Origin of the sequence: Janthinobacterium sp. DSP2-3-3, assembly GCF_049897325.1 — a bacterium.
Taxonomy (GTDB): Bacteria; Pseudomonadota; Gammaproteobacteria; order Burkholderiales; family Burkholderiaceae_D; genus Janthinobacterium.
In genome coordinates this window covers 115,664-133,005 of record NZ_JAFCWA010000008.1, presented here as the reverse complement: position 1 = coordinate 133,005, position 17,342 = coordinate 115,664, and the positions used below count along the sequence as shown (strand labels likewise).

Genomic DNA, 17,342 nt, shown 5'->3' with positions numbered 1-17,342 from the left:
AACTGAAATATTTTTGATTGTTGTGTTGAATCAACGTGAGGAGATGGTCATGAAACATACCAACTTTAATAATTTGCCCTGCCCGATTGCACGCAGCCTGGGCAAGGTGGGAGAATGGTGGAGCATCCTCATCCTGCGTGAAGCGTTTTACGGCAAGACGCGCTTTGACGAATTTGAAAAAAGTCTCAAGATCGCGCCCACCATCCTGACGCGCCGGCTGGCCGACCTGGTGGAAGGCGGCTTGATGACGCGCCGCCTGTATTGCGCCAAGCCGCCCCGCTATGATTATGTGCTGACCAAGTCCGGGCGCGCCTTCAAGCCTGTCTTGCTGGCTTTTATTGCCTGGGGCAATGAAAACTTCGCGCCGGAAGGCGCCAGCCTCGTCATCGCCAGTCGCGACACGGGCCTGGCCGCCGATCCGGTGCTGGTCGACGCCATGACGGGCTTGCCCATCAATGACGAGTACTACGCGTTTGCGCCGGGGCCGGCCGCCAGCGACAGCATGCGCAGCATCATCCTCGATGCGGAGAAAAGCAGCGGTATCGCGCCCAAGCCGAAGGCCGCGCCCGCCAACCGCGGCTGGGTGGCGGAAGGCCATCTGGCCTGAGGCGCGCGGGCAGGCGAGCATCAAGTTTGGCGAAAAGCAAAGCGGGCGGCGCGGCCTGGCGCTACTGTCGCACTATGCAACACAAGTGCGGCGTACGCCCGGTTGTGTGGGGCAGGGCGCCATCCGTGATCCGCTGTCCGTTGAAGGAGTACTGCGATGAGCACATTGCAACAACACGCGCGCCGCGCCGCCGGCGTGCTGGCGCTGGCCGCCCTGCTGGGCGCCTGTTCCCATGGTCCGCATCACCCGGGCGGCCATGACGTCACCCTGACAGGCGCGCAGGAAGTGCCGGCCAATACCAGCACGGCCAGCGGCAGCAGCACTATCCGCGTTGCGCACGACCGCAGCGTCAGCGGCGGCGTGCGCTATACGGGTATGCTGGCCACCGTCGCGCATATCCATGAAGCGCCCGCCGGCGCCAACGGTCCTGTCATCATGGCCCTGCTGCAGACGGGCGCCGGCATGTTGGCCGTGCCGGCCGGCACCCTGCTCACGCCGCCCCAGTATGCGAGTTACCGGGCCGGCAACCTGTACATAAACGTACACAGCGCCGCCTACCCGGCCGGCGAAATCCGCGCCCAGCTCAAGCCCTAGCCGGCTCAGCGGCGTTTTCCCTGAAACCTCCTTGGGCCGCGCGAGCGGCCTTTTTTTGCGCCCTGCGGCGGCGCGGCGCAGCGCGCTACAATGGCGCTCCATGCTGACCATCCTCGCCATCACTTTTCCCTTCTTCGCCCTGGTGCTGTGTGGCTACCTGGCCGTGCGCCGCACGCTGCTGCCGCTGGCCGCCATCGGCGGCTTGAACAGGTTTGTCCTGTACTTCGCGCTGCCCTGCATGCTGTACCGCTTCGGCGCCGCCGCGCCCATCGCGCAACTGCTCGACGCCAGAATGCCTTGAAAGGCATGGCGGGCAACCCGATGCCGTGGGCGATTGTGCTCGGGGCCTTGTCGTCTTGGCTGGAACTGGCCTTGCCCAAGCCATTGATGCAGACGGTGGGCTTGCTGGCCGACGCCGCCTCTCCTGTCGCCCTGTTTACCATCGGCCACGCGGCCATCGCGCTGGGCGCGCCGCTCGATCCATTCGCGCTGACCTGCATGGTGCTGGTGGCTTGCCTGCCCAGCGCCAGCAATGTCTCGCTGCTGTCCGAGCGTTTCGGGGCCAACACAGCGCGCATCGCCCGCATCATACTGGTCTCGACGGCGCTGTCGTTTTTGACGTTTTCGGCGGCTGTCAGCTGGCTGGCGTGACGTTGGCGGCGATCAGCGCGCCCAGCGCCCGGGCCGCGCCCGGCTGGGTATCGAGCGCCAGGCCGTGCGCCATGCTGGCCTGGTCTTGCAGGCTGCGGTTCTGCCCCAGCTTCCATTTTCCCGTCAGACGCGTGAGCGGGATTTCGATGCCGACGATGGCTTTCAAAAGCTTGCCGATGTAGTCGGCCGGTGCATCGGCGATTGTCCACGGCATCGCCCGGCCAGCCTCATGGCGTGCCGTCAGCCGCTCCAGCAAGTCCATCAGCCACGCCGCATCGTCGATGGCGCGCAGGGGGCCGTGGGCATGCACGACTGTGTAATTGAAGGTCGGCACTTCTTTGCCGCTGCGCTGCTTTTCCGCATACCAGGCGGGCGTGATGTAGGCGTGCGGTCCCTGGAAAATCACCATGCAGTCATCGTTTCCGCCAGCGCCGCGCCACAGCGGGTTGGCGCGCGCCACGTGGGCGCGCAGGATGCCGAATGGTGCATCAGGCGTGGGCGCGGCGATCTCGAACGGCAGATGGTCGGCGCACAAACCATAGTCGCCATGGCGCACCAGCGCGCCCAGCGGATGGGCCTGGATCAGGCCATGCAGCACCTCAAGGCGCTCTTCGCGGAAGCTGGCGGGCGTGTACATCTAGGCCGCTCCTTCCACCACCACGTCGGCCGTCAGCGAATTGGCGATGTAGCAGCGCGCGTGCGCGTCGTGGTGCAGGGCGGCCAGCGCCTCGGGTGATGGCGCTTTACTTGCGAAGGCGATGCGCGGGCGCAGCACGATGCGCGTCATGGCCGGGCGGCCCGCAGCATTTTTTCCCAGTTCGCCGACGGCTTCGTCTCTGTAGTCGTCGATGACGTAGCCGCGCTGCGCTGCCAGCGACAGGAAGAACAGCATATGGCAGCTCGACGTGGCGGCCACCAGCGCTTCTTCCGGATCGATATTTTCCGCCACCGACATGGGGTGCGGCACGGACAAGGGCGACGACGAGGCGGGTACCGTCAGGCCGCCGTCGAACTGCCATGCATGGCCACGGCTGTAGCGCTGGTCGGCGAAATCCTGGCCGTCGCGCTGCCAGGCCACGGTGGCGAAAAACTGATGCATGGATGCTCCGCAAGAGTAGAAGGGGATGCGTCATCTTAGTCTCAGTCTTGGCTATTTAAAACAACCAATAAGTGCTATCTTTAAGCTACCAATTTAATGGCCATCCCACCATGCCAGCCTCTCACCTGAACCAGATCATCGCCGCCTTGCCGCTGCAGCGCGGCGCCATCGAACCGCTGTTTCGCCAGCTGTATGCGGCCATCAAGGCCGCCATCCTCGATGGCCGCATGAGTCCCGGCATGCAGTTGCCGCCCACGCGCGATTTTTGTAGCCTGCTGGCCGTGTCGCGCCAGACGGTGCTCAATGCGTATGCGCTGCTGGTGGCCGAAGGCTATCTCGATGGCGCCGTGGGGCGCGGCACTTTCGTCAGTCGCGACGTTCCGTTGCCCGTACCCATGGCCGGGCCGGTTGGCAAGGTCGAGGCGCCCGGCCTGCTGCGGCCCTTGTCGGCGCGCGGCCAGGGCGTGGTGGCGGCCATGCGCCAGGTGGCGTTCCACCGGGGGCCGCTGCGCGCTTTTCGCGTCGGCATGCCGCGCATCGACCATTTTCCTTTCGACGTGTGGAACCGCCTGGAAGCGCGGCGCTGGCGCCGCCCCGACCACCAGTTCGGCTACAGCGACCCGGCTGGCTACCTGCCGTTGCGCGAACTGCTGTGCGTGTACCTGAAGGCCTCGCGCGGCGTCCAATGCACGCCGCAGCAGATCGTGATGACCTCGGGCTCGCAGCAGGCGCTGTTCTTGCTGTCGACCATACTGCTGGCGCCGGGCGACGCGGCCTGGATGGAGTCGCCCGGCTACCGTGGCGCCAGCGGCCCGCTGCGCGCGGCCGGCGCGCGTGTCTTTCCCGTTCCCGTCGATGCGCAGGGACTGGACGTGGCGTATGGCGTGGCGCACTGTCCGCAGGCGAAGCTGGCGTACGTGACGCCATCGCACCAGATGCCGCTGGGCGTGAGCATGAGTTTGCCCCGCCGCCTGGCCCTGTTGGCCTGGGCCGCGCACAACAAGGCCTGGTTGGTGGAAGACGATTACGACAGCGAATACCGCTACGCGGGCGCGCCGTTGGCGTCCCTGCAAAGTCTGGACCGGGCCGGCTGCGTGGTCTACGTGGGCACCCTGTCAAAAGTACTGTTCCCCGGCCTGCGCCTCGGTTACATGGTGGCGCCGCCCGCGCTGGCCGAGGCACTGGTGCAGGCGAAGGCCGTAATGGACCGCCACACGGCCATCGTGCCACAGATGGCGCTGGCCGACTTCATCGCCGAGGGCCACTTTGGCCGGCATATCCGTCGCACGCGCGACAGCAATGCCGAACGGCGCGACCAGCTGGTGCGGGGGATTGCGCGCGAACTCGCCGACCAGCTCGCGTGCGGGCCGGCCGACAGCGGCCTGGAATTGTGCGCGTATTTTCGCGGCTGCCACGATGAAGAAACGGTGTCGCGCGCAGGGCTGGAGCGGGGCATCGAACTGCGTCCGCTGGGCCACTACGCCGATCCGGCGGCCGGCCCGGAGTGCGCCACGCCGGCAGGGCTGCTGCTGGGCTTTGCCGCCATTCCCCCGGCAGAGATGCAGCACGGCCTGCTGGAACTGGGACGCATCCTGCGCGGCCGATAAACTATACTGGTGGTTGCCCGCACATGAAGAACACGACCATGACCACTATCCGCTGCTCCTGGGCCAATCCGGCCAATCCCCGCTATCTCGATTACCACGATACGGAGTGGGGCGTGCCCTGCCACGACGAGCGCCGGCTGTTCGAGATGTTGAACCTGGAGGGCGCGCAGGCGGGCCTGAGCTGGGAAACCATCCTCAACAAGCGCGACACCTACCGAGCAGCCTTTGACGGCTGGGACGCGGAAAAGATCGCCGCCTATGGCCCGGAGAAGGTGGCGCAGCTGCTGCTCGACCCCGGCATCGTGCGCAACCGCCTGAAGGTGGCGGCAGCCATCACGAATGCGCAAGCCTACCTGCGCCTGCGCGCGGAAGGCCAGACCCTGGACAGCTTCTTGTGGGCGTATGTCGATGGCCAGCCCATCGTCAACAGCTGGCAGCCCGGCGCATTTCCCGCCAAGACGGCCTTGTCCGATACATTGTCGAAAGACTTGCTGAAGCGCGGTTTCAAGTTCGTCGGCTCGACCATCATCTACGCCTACATGCAGGGCATCGGCATGGTCAACGACCATGCGCCTGCCTGCTTTTGCCGCGCGGGGCACTGATGCGCCGCGCCCTGGTCCTGCTCGACACGGATTTCGACGGCGCGCGCTTGCGCGCCGCCTGTGCGGCGCATGGCGGGCGCCGCCTGCATTACATCGCGCTGGCGCCGCGTCCCGTCGACGCCAGCCACTTGCCCGAAGAGTGGCGCATGCAATGGCCGCCTTGCGTGCCTGGCTTGCACCGCATGGTTTCGCGCGATGGCTTGCTTACCCTCGATGTGCTGATCGGCGAGCCCGATGCCTGCCTGGCGCAGATATCGGCACGCATCGATGAAGTGCTGCTGGCGTGGGTGCCTGCCGCCGTGACGGTGCTGGCGCGCCTGATGATGGACGGCGCCCGCCTGCAGGCCGTGCACCTTGACGAGGCGCAGCGCGTGGCCCTGCAACAGAACGGTTTTGTCTTCGACGAGAGCCGTTTGCGCGCCGTGTTTTATGCGCGGCGCGCAGAGCACGTGGCTGCCGTGGCGCCCGAGCGTCGCGCCATCGTCATCGGCGCGGGCGTGGCTGGCGCGGCTGCCTGCGAACGGCTGGCCGCGCGCGGCTGGAAGGTGACCCTGGTCGAGCGCCACGCGCAGCCGGCCGGCGAAGCGTCGGGCAACCTGGCCGGCATCTTCATGCCGCTGATGTCGAAGGATGACAATATCGCCACGCGCCTGGTGCGCGCCGCCTACCTGTACTCGCTGAGCCGCTGGAAAGACCTGGGCGGCATCGGCGCCGCCATCGAGGGTGTGCAAAGCGGCGTGCTGCACCTGGCGCGCGACGGCGCGCATGCGCAGGTGCAACGGCAGATCGCTGCCAGTGGCCTGTACCCGCGCGAATTCGCCCGCTGGCTGGAAGCGCCCGAGGCGACCGCCATGCTGGGCGCGTCGGCGCCCGATGGCGCCTGGTGGTTCGAACAGGGCGGTTGGGCGCGACCGTCTTCCGTCTGCGCGGCCATGCTGGACGCCTGCGGCGCCTTGCTGACGCGGCGCTTTGCCAGCAGCGCCCTGCGCCTGGAGCGCGGCGATGAGGAATGGCTGGTGCGCGATGCGGACGGTGCCTTGATCGCGGCGGCACCCACCGTCATCCTGGCGGCAGGCACGGGTGCCGTGGATTTCGAACAGGCGGCCGGTTTGCCGCTGGATGCCGTGCGCGGCCAGGTCACGCACCTGGCCGAAGGCAGTCTGCCCTCCTTGCCGTTCGTCGTCTGCCGCGAAGCCTACATGACGCCGGCGCACCAGGGCGTCGTGTGCGTGGGCGCCAGTTACGATGCGGACGCGGATGCCGAGGTGCGCGCATCGAGCCAGCACGACAATATCCACAAGATCGCCGCTATCTTCGATGTGCCTGCATTTGACGCGCCGCTGGCCGGGCGCACGGGCTTTCGCTGCATGGCGCCGGACCGCCTGCCGCTGGCGGGCGCCTTGCCCGACCCGGGCGTGCCGGGCCGCTGCGAACGCTTGCGCGATGTACCCCGCTGGCCCGGCTTGTTTGGCTTGCTGGGTTACGCCTCGCGCGGCCTGATCTGGGCGCCGCTGGCAGCCGAACTGCTGGCTTGCCAGCTGGAGGGCGAGCCGCTACCTGTCGAGGCACAATTGGCTGCTGCACTCGATCCAGCGCGCTTCCTGCTGCGCGAACGCCGCCGCACTTCATAAATCTCCCATATACGTTTTTCAGCTTTCCAAACTCTTTTAAATTTGTTTTCCGAACAACATAAGTTCGCTACAGTGGACTCGTGCTGGTTTTTGACGACGTAATTAAGAGGTGGAACGATGGCTGCTGCAGAACTGATTTTCGATTCCCGCGCCGCGCACGGCGAGGCGGCGTTTGAGGAGGTGCTGAATAACGCACGCGCCCACGCGCAGGCGCAAGGCTTGCCGTATGCGGGCATCGTCAGTGCGCAGGATGCATGGCAGCTGGTGCAGGCCGGCAAAGCCGCGCTGGTCGACGTGCGCACGAATGAAGAGCGCACCTTCGTCGGCTACGTGCCCGCCTCGCTGCACGTGGCGTGGGCCACCGGCACGGCCATGCACCGCAATCCCCGCTTCGTGCGCGAACTGGAATCGAAGGTGGGTGGCAAGGATGCCGTCGTGGTGCTGCTGTGCCGCAGCGGCAAGCGCTCGGCCGCAGCCGCCGAAGCGGCCGCCAAGGTCGGTTTCACGCACGTCTTCAATATCGCGCAAGGCTTCGAGGGCGACCTCGACGCGCAGCAACAGCGTGGCCATAGCGGCGGCTGGCGCTGGCATGCGCTGCCTTGGCTGCAAGATTAAATCTCTTCCCGGGACCACCATGAACCAGCGAGCCCTTCCCCCTGCCTCCCTTGCCGCGCAGCCGCAATGGGAACTGCACCAGATCGTCGATGAATTACGCGCCGTGCGCGCGCAGTGGCGCGAAGGATTGGCCGGCAGCCAGGAGTGCGGCGCGCGCGAATTTCCGTCGCGCCAGCATTTGCGCGATATCGTCGGCGCCCTGTGCGCGGCCCTGTTTCCCATGCGCCTGGGGCCCCTCGACCTACAGCAGGAGAGCGAGGATTTCTTTGTCGGCCATACGCTCGACACCACCCTCACGGGCTTGCATGAACAGGTGCGGCGCGAACTCAGTTACCACGCGCGCCAGCATGGCTTGCAGCAGACGGTCTCCATCGAACAGCAGGCGCTGGCCATCGTGCAGCGCTTCGCCCGCGCGCTGCCGCGCATCCGCGCCCAGCTCGACACGGACGTGGCGGCCGCCTTCCATGGCGACCCGGCCGCGCACAGCGTCGATGAAGTGCTGCTGTGCTATCCGGGCATCCTGGCGATCATCCACTACCGCCTGGCCCATACCTTGTACGCACTGGGTGCGCCGTTGGTGGCGCGCATCATCGCCGAAGTGGCCCATTCGCAGACGGGCATCGACATCCACCCTGGCGCCATCATCGGCAGCAGCTTTTTCATCGACCATGGCACGGGCGTGGTGATCGGCGAGACAGCCATCATCGGTGAAAGGGTGCGCATCTACCAGGCCGTCACCCTGGGCGCCAAGCGCTTTCCCGCCGGCGCTGACGGCGTGCTGAAAAAGGGATTGGCGCGCCATCCCATCGTGCAGGACGACGTGGTCATCTACGCAGGTGCGACGATCCTGGGACGGGTGACCATCGGCCAGGGCTCCGTCATCGGTGGCAATGTCTGGCTGACCCGCAGCGTGGCGCCGGGCAGCCATGTCACGCAAGCGCACAACCAGCAGGAGGCAGCGGAGTTGCCGACGCCATCCCACCCCGCTTTTGCCCATCACCCATGAGGACAGCATGTTGATCAAACAGTTTGGACTGGCCGTGCGCCAGTTGCGCGAAGGGCATGGCTGGTCGCAGGAGCGGCTGGCCGAAGCGGCCGACTTGAACCGCTCGTTCATCGGCGAAATCGAACGGGGCGCCGCCACGCCGTCGCTGCTGACGGTGGAAAAACTGGCCGGCGCGCTCGGTATCGGCCTGGCGGGATTGATGGCGCGCTGCGAACCGGAGCTGGTGGATTAAAGCGCCGCGTTGATGGCGATAGCATGTTGAGAGAAGAAGGGAGACGTCCGATACTTTATTCGTTTTTCAGATAAGCATATTCACTTTTCTCATCAGGAGTAGTCATGGCAGAAGCAACAGAGAGCCAGTTTGCGCTGGGCGATAACGCCGCGCGCCAGCTGGCCAATGCAAGCAAGAGCGTCCCCCAGTTATCCACGATCACGCCGCGCTGGCTGGTGCACTTGCTGCAATGGCTGCCCGTGGAAGCGGGTATCTACCGCCTGAACCGCGTGAAAAACCCGAAGGATGTGCGCGTGGCCTGCTCGCAGCGCGACGAGTCGGAACTGCCGCAAACTTTCGTCGACTACGATGAGCAGCCGCGCGAATATTTTCTCAATGCCGTCAGCACAGTGCTCGACGTGCACACGCGCGTGTCCGACCTGTACAGCAGCCCGCACGACCAGATCAAGGAGCAGCTGCGCCTGACCATCGAAACGATCAAGGAGCGCCAGGAAAGCGAATTGATCAACAATCCCGATTACGGCCTGCTGGCCAGCGTGCATGACGACCAGCGCATTTTTACGTTGACGGGCGCGCCTACGCCGGACGACCTCGACGAACTGCTGACGAAAGTGTGGAAGGAGCCGGGCTTTTTCCTCGCCCATCCACTGGCCATTGCCGCTTTTGGGCGCGAATGCACGCGCCGCGGCGTGCCGCCGCCCACCGTCAGCCTGTTCGGTTCCCAATTTTTGACGTGGCGCGGCGTGCCGCTGGTGCCGTCCGACAAACTGCCGATCGAAGACGGCAAGACGAAGATCATCCTGCTGCGCGCGGGCGAACAGCGCCAGGGCGTGATCGGCCTGTTCCAGCCCGGCCTGGCGGGCGAGCAAAGCCCGGGCCTGTCCGTGCGCTTCATGGGCATCAACCGCCACGCGATTTCGTCCTACCTGATTTCGCTGTATTGCTCGTTGGCCGTGCTGACGGACGATGCGCTGGCCGTGCTGGAAGACGTGGAGATCGGTAAATACCATGACTACCCAGATACCTACAAGTAATGGCGCGGCGGCCCTGGCACCGTCGTCCCTCTTGCCTGACGAAGCGACCCTGAACCGGCTGGCGGGCGAGTTTTTCGCGCGTTTGCCGGGGCTCGCGCCTGCACTGGATAAATCGCCCAGCCTCGGTGGTTACGGCAGCGTGCTCGATGCGGCGCCCCGCTATGCGAATCGTCCGCCGCCGCAGCCCGGCCCTTCGTTCGCCGCCATCGCCCCCGGCGTGGCGACGGCCCAAGTGCCGCCTGTGACGGCGCCTTTGGCGCCGCCCATCGCGCCGGCGCCTGCTTCCGTGCCGACGCCACGCGCATCAAGCATCGGTGCGCCGTCGCCCTACTATTTTGTCGGCGGTGCGCATGGCTACCCCGCGTCGAACGGCAAGCTCGATGGACTGGCGCAGCAAGGACTGGGGCAGGGGCCGGCAGCCCCCGATGATTTGCGGGGACTGTTTGCCACACCGCAGCGGTCACCTGCGCGCCAACTGCCCGTCACGCCCGCCGCCGGCCAGCCCGCGTTCTATTTCCAGACCGAGCTGCCCGCAGCGACGCAGCCGGGTCACAGCCAGGCGCCGGCGCCATTCGATGTGCATGCCGTGCGGCGTGATTTTCCCGTGCTGGCAGAGCGGATCAATGGCAAGCCGCTGGCTTGGTTCGACAATGCGGCCACCACGCACAAGCCGCAATCGGTAATCGACCGTATCGCGTATTTCTATGCGCACGAGAATTCGAACATCCACCGGGCGGCGCATGCGCTGGCGGCGCGCGCCAGCGATGCGTACGAGGCGGCGCGCGCCAAGGTTGCCAATTTCCTCGGTGCTGCCTCGGCCAATGAAATCATCTTTGTGCGCGGCGCCACGGAAGGCATCAATCTGATCGCCAATACCTTCGGGCGCAAGTACATCGGCAGCGGCGACGAAATCATCGTTTCGCAGCTGGAGCACCATGCCAATATCGTGCCGTGGCAGCAGCTGGCGGCGGAAAAGGGCGCGACACTGCGCGTGATTCCCGTCGACGACAGCGGCCAGATCATCGTCGATGAATTCCGCAAGTTGCTCAACGGGCGCACCAAACTGGTGTCCGTGACGCAGGTGTCGAATGCGCTGGGCACGGTGACGCCCGTGGCGCAGATCATCGCGCTGGCGCATGCGGCCGGCGTGCGCGTGCTGGTCGACGGCGCGCAGGCCGTGTCGCACCTGCGCGTGGACGTGCAGGCGCTGGACGCGGATTTTTACGTGTTTTCGGGGCATAAAGTGTTCGGTCCGACGGGTATCGGCGCCGTGTATGGCAAGGCCGACTTGCTGGAGCAACTGCCACCGTGGCAGGGCGGCGGCAATATGATCGCCGACGTGACGTTCGAGCGCACCGTCTACCAGGGCGTGCCGAACCGTTTCGAGGCGGGCACGGGCAATATCGCCGATGCCGTGGGCCTGGGGGCGGCCATCGATTATGTGCAGCGCATCGGCCTGGACAACATCGCCGCCTACGAGCACGCGCTACTGGAATACGCCACGCACCATTTGCAAGCCATACCCGGCGTGCGCCTGATCGGCACGGCGCTGGACAAGGCCAGCGTGGCGTCGTTCGTGCTGGCCGGCTACGAGCCGGCGGAAGTGGGGCGCGCACTGAACCACGAGGGCATCGCCGTGCGCTCGGGCCACCACTGCGCCCAGCCGATTTTGCGCCGCTTCGGCGTGGAAGCGACCGTGCGGCCATCTTTCGCTTTCTATAACACGTATGAGGAAATCGACCGGCTGATCGCGGTGGTGCGCCGCCTGGCGGGCGCGCGCCGCTGACCTTGCCGGTTTGCCAAGACTATGCCGTCCTTGCGCAAGCGGGGGCGGCATTGTTGCTTCAGATCACGGTCTTTGCGCGCGGCTGGCTGGCGTCTGCATGCTGGCGGTATAATTTATCCTTGGCAATACTCAAGCTGCGGCCCCAAGGAGATATTCGGTGGAAGATCAACACAGCTCGCCCGAGCTTTTCCTGTTCCTGGCGTCGACCGTGCACGACATGAAAAACTCGATCAGCGTGGTCAGCGGCACGCTGGAATCCTTGCTGGCGGCCGAGCAGGCCAAGCCCGCGCCGCAGGCTGACCCCGCCTACCTGCAGATGGCGCAGATGCTGTACCAGACCAAGCGCCTCAACGATAACCTGATCCAGCTGCTGGCCCTGTACAAGGGAGTGGGCAAGCCCGGCTATCCCTTCGATGTGCAGCCGCAACTGGTGAGCCAGGTAGTCGACCAGGTGGTGGACCAGGAAAAGATCCTGCTGGCCTCGAAAGGCATCCGCCTGGAGACGGCTTGCCCGCCGGAGCTGATCTGGACTCTGGATGAAGACCTGGTCATCGGCGTGCTCGCGCATGCCATCAACAATGCCATCCGCTACACGAAGGACACGATCCGCCTGTCCGTACGCCAGGTGGACGCCTTGCTGGAGCTGCGCGTGGAAGACAATGGCGAGGGCTACTCGCAGGCGCTGCTTGACGCGGGCAGCGCGGCCATGGATGGCATGGCGGCCGGCGTGAACTTTTCCACCAACAGCACGGGGTTGGGGCTGTATTTTTCCAGTGTCGTGGCCAAGATGCACAAGCACCGGGGGAGCAGCGGCAGCATTGTCCTGGAAAATGGCGGCGCGCTGGGCGGCGGCTGTTTCATCCTGCGCCTGCCCTGAACGAGGATGCCATGACGACAGACAGCCACGCCACCGCCGCCGAAGCGGGCAGCACCGACTGGGCCGACAAGCATTATTTGCTGGTCGATGACTTCATCGGCATCCGCATCCTGCTGCGCGAATCCTTGCGCAACCTGGGCGCGCGCCATATCGATCAGGCGGCCAGCGGTGGCGAAGCCATGAAGCTGCTGGCCAAGACGCGCTACGACGTGGTGCTATGCGATTACAACCTGGGCGAAGGCAAGAATGGCCAGCAAGTGCTGGAAGAGACGCGCGTGCGCAACCTGACGGCGCCATCGAGCGTGTGGCTGATGGTATCGGCCGAGAAAAGCGTGGAATCGGTGATGGGCGCGGCCGAGCACCAGCCCGACGCCTACCTGATCAAGCCGATCACGGAAGGCGTGCTGCTGACGCGTTTGAACCGCGTGTGGCACAAGAAGCAGGTATTTCGAGAAATCGACCAGGCTTGCATGGAAAAGGACTACCTGCGCGCGGCCAAATTGTGCGACGCACAGATCGAGGTCAACAAGCTGCACGAGCTGGAATTGCTGCGCATGAAGGCATCCCTGCTGCTGAAAAGCGGCGAGCCGGAAAAGGCCCGTGCCGTGTACGAAAAAGTGCTGGCCGAGCGCGATTACAGCTGGGCCAGGGCGGGCCTGGGCAAGATCCGCATGAATAACGGCGAGCACGAGGCGGCGCGGCAGATATTCCAGGGCGTGATTGTCGAAAACAAGTATTACATCGACGCCTACGATCAGATGGCCGTCGCCTACCAGCTGATGGGCCAGCACGAGGAAGCCTGCGGCGTGCTGGAAAAGGCGGCGCGCCTGTCGCCCAATTCCGTGCCGCGCCAGCGCAACCTGGGGTTGGCTGCCTTGAAAGTCGGTAATGTCAGCATGGCGGAAAAGGCTTTTCGCAAGTGTATTTCCATCGGTGAATTTTCCGTCATGAAGACGCCCGACGCCTACCTGGGACTGGCGCGCGTGTGCGGCTTGAAGAAGGATGCCAAAGAGGCGCTGCAATGGCTGCTGCTGGCGCAACGTGAATTCCCGCCCGAGCAAATCGGTTTGCGCGCGAAGATCACGGAAGGCATGGTGCACCACGAAACGGGCGATTACCGGCGCGCGCGCAAGTGCGGCGATGAGCTCGAAGCCATGCTGCTTGAAGACCCGGCGCGGCCCGAAAAAAGTATCTGTATGGAACTGGCCACCTTGCTGTTCGCCGTCGGCGTGAAGGATGCGCCGGCCGGCCTGCTGTCCTATGTGGTGAAGAACAACCACGACAATCAGGTGGTGCAGGACGAGGTGCAAAAGATATTCGACAAGGCCAAGATGGGCGACGAGGGCACCAGCTTGATCATCGCTGCGCGCAAGGAAGCGTCGGACTTGATGAACAAGGGCGTGCTGCTGTGGAAGACGGATAAGCTCAACGAGGCGGTCGCCTGGATGCGCGCGGCGCGTGAAAAACTGCCCAACAACCTGCGCATCCTGTTCAATTCCGCGCAAATCATCGTGTCTTTCCTGGAACAGCGCGGCTACCAGGCGGAATTGGCGGCCGAAGCCATGGAAGTGTTGTTGTATGTAGACAAAATTGCACCAGGGCAGCAGCGCTTCGCGCAATTGATGGAGCAACTGGTGCAGCTGACGCCGCCGCCCGGGCCGGAATTGGCCGTCGAGGTGCCGGAAAAAGCGCCGCCGGCGCCGGAAAAAGGGGGAAAATCCGTGCGCGAGCGTGCCGGATGATAAACTAGGGGCCAGCGTGGGTTCGCCCGTGCTTGAGTTGCTTTACAACAATAAGGAAGAAACTATGCGTGATGTGGTCAATGAAGTGTACAAAAAAATGAAAGTCGGCAGTATTGCCTGGGTACGCCCGGTCGCCGCCAAGGGAGACACGCTGGAAACATTCCAGTCTTCGTACGAGCACGCCAAGGCGCTGGCCGACGAAGGCCTGATCACGATCGGTGACGTAAAACGCCAGGCCGACAACATGATCGAGGCGATCCGCATTCATCGTATCGCCTGATCATATTGCCGGCTTGCAGCATCAGGCCTTGCCTGGTGCTTTGGACTTGGGCGCTGCGCGTTTCGCGGGCGCCTTGCGCAGCGGGGCCTTGGCCTTGGCTGCCGTGCCGGCTTCTGCCGGCTTGGCGGACTTGCTGGCCGCTGGCTTGGCCGTCGCTCCAGCCGCTCCACCGCCAAAACTGGCCGTTGCCGCGCTGGCGGCGTCGGGCGACATGGCCGTCGACACCGCCTGTTTGAACTGATCTTGTAACAAATTCCACCAAGCATTTGGATTGGCCAGCTGGGCTGCCGCCTGGCTGCCGGCATCGGTGGGCGCCGCCGCAGCGGGTTCCGGCGCGGCGGCTGGTGCAGGTGCTGGTGCAGGTTTCTGTGCCGGCGCGGGTGCCGCAGGCGCTGCCTGCTGGAAAAACGCGGAAGCATAGGGCACCGATTCAAATACGGTTTTCTCGCTGGCGCCTGGCTGGGTGATGGCCGCCGCCAGCGAAGCACCCATGGATTTCAGGGTGGCGATGGTGCCGCGCTGTACTTCCAGCGCCTGGATACTGCCACGCAACATGCTGGTATTGAGGTTCAGCCATGCTTCGACGGCTTTCAAGTCGCTGATTTTCTTGTCCAGCTCTTCCACCGACATGGTGGGCGCCGTGATGCCTGGCATGCCCATGCCGGGCACGCTCATGCTGCCCCACAGGTTCTTGACGAAGTCGAGGGTATCGGTCACAACTGCTGCGCCCGGTATTTGGGGCATTTGCGGATTTGCCATGCAAAATCTCCTAGAAGGTGGATGTCTCTAGCGTAGCAGATATCAGCTTGCAACTGACGCAACGCTGCCAACATTTTCTTACATAAAACATCAGGAGTTGAGCGCGGGCAAGAAGCGGGAAGTGGGGTGAAAGCGTTACACTACGGCCTATGATGCCAGACTCCTTCTTTTCGCCACCGCGCCGCCGTACCGTCATCTTTGTCGCGGTCATCGGCGCACTGCATTACGTGGCGCTGCAGTGGCTCACCTCGCAAGCGAGCATGGTGCCGCTGGGGCAGGATCATGCGCAGGTGGTCAGCATGGCATTGCTCGCCGAGCCACTCAAGCCCCGGCCGATGCTGGCGCCACCACCGCCGCCCGAACTGCTGCCCGTGCCCAAGCCCAGGCCGCCGCCACCGCTGCCACCGACGGAGCTGGCGTCGAGCGAAGCGCCCCAGTGGACGGCGCCCGCCAGCGACGTGCCGGAAGGCCCTGCCACCTCCGAGCCGGCCGCGGCGGCTGCCCCGGCCATGACGGCGCCCGCGCCAGCCGTGGCGGCCGCGCCCGCGCCGGCCAGCGCGCCGCCAGCGGCCATCGAGCAGGCACGGCACTACAAGACGAATGCGCCTGCCTCGGCCCAGTTCGACCTGCATGTGGACCGGCGTGATGCGGATGGCACCAAGTGGCAGGGCGTGGCCGCCATGGCGTGGGAAAACCGGGGCGACACGTATCAGTTGAAACTGGAAGTGGGCTTGAGCATGCTGATCACGCGCATCAACCTGCTGGTGCTGACCAGCGAGGGAATGATCGATGCCAGCGGCATCGTGCCCGTCACGGCCACGGAGAAACGCAAGGGCCGCGCGCAAACGGCCACGCATTTCAAGCGTGACGCCAAAAGCATCACGTTTTCGGCCTCGACGGCCACGGCGCCATGGCAGGACGGCGCGCAGGACAAGGCCAGCGTGCCGTTCCAGCTGGCCGCCATCGGCCGCGCCGACGTCAACCAACTGGCCGGCAATATCGATATCCTCGTCGGCGAGGAAAAGGAAGCGACCGTGTTCCGCTTCCAGCTGGTGGGCGAGGAAGAACTCGACACCAAAATGGGCCGCCTGGTGACCTGGCATTTGCGCCGGCCACCAAAGCCCGGCACGTATTCGTCGCAGCTCGATATCTGGCTGGCGCCGTCCATGCAATGGTATCCGGTACAAATACGCAATACCGAAGCGAGCGGGGCGCTGACCACGCAAACCGTGACCCAAATTCGCGTCAATGACGCTACAGGAAAATAAATGACTACTTTGACTACTTTGAAACGCGTTTTGTTCGCCAGCTTGCTGGTCGCCGCTTTGCCTCGCGCAATGGCCGACGCGCCCGTGGAGCATCCCGTCATCAAGCGGCCGTACAAGCTGGCGCCATCGGCAGACCTCGTCTACTCGATCAAGGCCAAACAGCGCGGCATCGGGCTGTCCGGCGAATCGGTCAGCAACTGGCGCGTGGGCGACGGCAAGTATTCGCTGCTGGCCGAAACCAAGGCTGCCCTGTTTGGCAAGATCCTGGAGCAGCGCAGCGAAGGCATGGTCGACGATTACGGCCTGGCGCCTGTCCAGTTCGTAGAAAAACGCTTCCGCAAGGAAGCGGCCACGACCACCTTCAAGCGCGACAGCAAGACCATCGTCTTCAGCGAAGGCGATGACAGCTATCCGCTGAAAGGCGGCGAGCAGGACCGCAACAGCACCGTCTGGCAATTGGTCAGCGTGGCGCGCGCCGCCCCCGAGAAATTCACGCCCGGCTCGGAATGGAGCTTCTTCGTTGCCGGCCGCCACGACGCCGAACCATGGACCTTCAAGGTCGTCAAGCAGGAGATGGTGGCCACGGGCATGGGGGAGGTCGCTGCCATGCACCTGGTCAAGGCGCCGCCGCCGGACAAGAAGGGCCAGCAAGTGGACCTGTGGCTGGCGCCGTCGCTGGAATGGTATCCCGTGAAGGTGACGTTCGCCGATGAAGACGGTGATTATGTCGAGCAAACCTTGCAAAAGATCGTCAAAAAGTAAGTGCTCACCAATGCGCGGAGCAACACATACTGGGTTTGCTTCCCTGTTTTGCCATTCTGGCCCAGCACGGCGCCGCCGCTGTGTTGCGTCGCATCCGCAGCGCCCCCTCCCGCAGGCTAAATTGCATGTCAGAACTGATATACTGACGCCCCCGCCCCGCAGTGCCGCGTTAGCCCGCAGCGCCGCCCGC

The 17,342-nt window shown here is 64.7% G+C and carries 18 protein-coding genes and 1 pseudogene; 16 read left to right on the top strand and 3 right to left on the bottom strand.

Features of this window, described 5'->3' with window-relative positions:
• Positions 1-49: 49 nt before the first annotated feature.
• The 3 genes and pseudogenes from ACP7DE_RS17280 (at position 50) to ACP7DE_RS17270 (ending at position 1,852) form a co-directional block, all read left to right on the top strand.
• Positions 50-607, top strand: a complete 558-nt coding sequence (locus tag ACP7DE_RS17280) for a winged helix-turn-helix transcriptional regulator (RefSeq protein ID WP_010394680.1) — start codon at positions 50-52, stop codon at positions 605-607.
• Between the two features lie 156 nt (positions 608-763).
• Entirely contained in the window at positions 764-1,201 is a 438-nt protein-coding gene (locus ACP7DE_RS17275; RefSeq protein ID WP_426073263.1) for a CHRD domain-containing protein, read from the top strand.
• Positions 1,202-1,301: 100 nt separating this feature from the next.
• Positions 1,302-1,852 (top strand): annotated as a pseudogene (locus ACP7DE_RS17270) (AEC family transporter).
• Here the strand turns inward: ACP7DE_RS17270 and ACP7DE_RS17265 are convergent.
• Together ACP7DE_RS17265 and ACP7DE_RS17260 are read right to left on the bottom strand one after the other, a co-directional pair.
• Entirely contained in the window at positions 1,836-2,489 is a 654-nt protein-coding gene (locus tag ACP7DE_RS17265) for an FMN-binding negative transcriptional regulator (RefSeq protein ID WP_426073262.1), read from the bottom strand. The pseudogene ACP7DE_RS17270 and the gene ACP7DE_RS17265 overlap by 17 nt on opposite strands.
• On the bottom strand, positions 2,490-2,951 hold the full coding sequence (locus ACP7DE_RS17260) for an OsmC family protein (protein ID WP_426073261.1): 462 nt from the start codon (positions 2,949-2,951) through the stop codon (positions 2,490-2,492).
• 110 nt (positions 2,952-3,061) lie between these two features.
• Here ACP7DE_RS17260 and ACP7DE_RS17255 point away from each other — a divergent pair, with 110 nt between their 5' ends.
• From ACP7DE_RS17255 to ACP7DE_RS17205, 11 genes are all read left to right on the top strand, one after another.
• Complete coding sequence (locus ACP7DE_RS17255; RefSeq protein ID WP_426073260.1) at positions 3,062-4,558, top strand: PLP-dependent aminotransferase family protein; 1,497 nt, start codon at positions 3,062-3,064, stop codon at positions 4,556-4,558.
• A gap of 38 nt (positions 4,559-4,596) precedes the next feature.
• Positions 4,597-5,160: a DNA-3-methyladenine glycosylase I gene (locus ACP7DE_RS17250; RefSeq protein ID WP_426073259.1), complete on the top strand. Its 564-nt coding sequence runs from the start codon at positions 4,597-4,599 to the stop codon at positions 5,158-5,160.
• Complete coding sequence (mnmC, locus tag ACP7DE_RS17245; RefSeq protein WP_426073258.1) at positions 5,160-6,791, top strand: FAD-dependent 5-carboxymethylaminomethyl-2-thiouridine(34) oxidoreductase MnmC; 1,632 nt, start codon at positions 5,160-5,162, stop codon at positions 6,789-6,791. Before ACP7DE_RS17250 ends, mnmC begins: the two co-directional genes overlap by 1 nt.
• A 117-nt stretch (positions 6,792-6,908) precedes the next feature.
• Positions 6,909-7,406: a rhodanese-like domain-containing protein gene (locus ACP7DE_RS17240; protein WP_426073257.1), complete on the top strand. Its 498-nt coding sequence runs from the start codon at positions 6,909-6,911 to the stop codon at positions 7,404-7,406.
• Between the two features lie 19 nt (positions 7,407-7,425).
• A complete protein-coding gene (epsC, locus tag ACP7DE_RS17235) occupies positions 7,426-8,412 on the top strand; it encodes a serine O-acetyltransferase EpsC (protein WP_426073256.1) in 987 nt (328 codons plus the stop codon).
• Between the two features lie 7 nt (positions 8,413-8,419).
• A complete protein-coding gene (locus tag ACP7DE_RS17230; protein WP_034784364.1) occupies positions 8,420-8,644 on the top strand; it encodes a helix-turn-helix domain-containing protein in 225 nt (74 codons plus the stop codon).
• A gap of 104 nt (positions 8,645-8,748) precedes the next feature.
• Positions 8,749-9,678, top strand: coding sequence for a family 2A encapsulin nanocompartment shell protein (locus ACP7DE_RS17225; protein ID WP_426073255.1), 930 nt, complete (start codon positions 8,749-8,751; stop codon positions 9,676-9,678).
• Complete coding sequence (locus ACP7DE_RS17220) at positions 9,653-11,464, top strand: family 2A encapsulin nanocompartment cargo protein cysteine desulfurase (protein ID WP_426073254.1); 1,812 nt, start codon at positions 9,653-9,655, stop codon at positions 11,462-11,464. Before ACP7DE_RS17225 ends, ACP7DE_RS17220 begins: the two co-directional genes overlap by 26 nt.
• A 157-nt stretch (positions 11,465-11,621) precedes the next feature.
• Positions 11,622-12,341 carry a sensor histidine kinase gene (locus ACP7DE_RS17215; protein ID WP_426073253.1) on the top strand — a complete coding sequence of 240 codons (720 nt, stop codon included), beginning with the start codon at positions 11,622-11,624 and terminating at the stop codon, positions 12,339-12,341.
• 11 nt (positions 12,342-12,352) lie between these two features.
• Complete coding sequence (locus tag ACP7DE_RS17210) at positions 12,353-14,083, top strand: response regulator (RefSeq protein ID WP_426073252.1); 1,731 nt, start codon at positions 12,353-12,355, stop codon at positions 14,081-14,083.
• A gap of 16 nt (positions 14,084-14,099) precedes the next feature.
• Positions 14,100-14,363 (top strand): hypothetical protein, encoded by a 264-nt coding sequence (locus tag ACP7DE_RS17205; RefSeq protein ID WP_225317168.1) that lies wholly within the window; start codon positions 14,100-14,102, stop codon positions 14,361-14,363.
• A 21-nt stretch (positions 14,364-14,384) separates the two neighbouring features.
• Here the strand turns inward: ACP7DE_RS17205 and ACP7DE_RS17200 are convergent, their stop codons facing one another.
• A complete protein-coding gene (locus ACP7DE_RS17200) occupies positions 14,385-15,122 on the bottom strand; it encodes a PhaM family polyhydroxyalkanoate granule multifunctional regulatory protein (protein ID WP_426073251.1) in 738 nt (245 codons plus the stop codon).
• A 149-nt stretch (positions 15,123-15,271) separates the two neighbouring features.
• On the opposite strand from ACP7DE_RS17200, the gene ACP7DE_RS17195 reads away from it, so the two are divergent.
• Together ACP7DE_RS17195 and ACP7DE_RS17190 are read left to right on the top strand one after the other, a co-directional pair.
• A complete protein-coding gene (locus ACP7DE_RS17195) occupies positions 15,272-16,390 on the top strand; it encodes a DUF3108 domain-containing protein (protein ID WP_426073250.1) in 1,119 nt (372 codons plus the stop codon).
• Positions 16,391-17,152 carry a DUF3108 domain-containing protein gene (locus ACP7DE_RS17190; protein WP_426073249.1) on the top strand — a complete coding sequence of 254 codons (762 nt, stop codon included), beginning with the start codon at positions 16,391-16,393 and terminating at the stop codon, positions 17,150-17,152.
• Positions 17,153-17,342 lie beyond the last annotated feature (190 nt).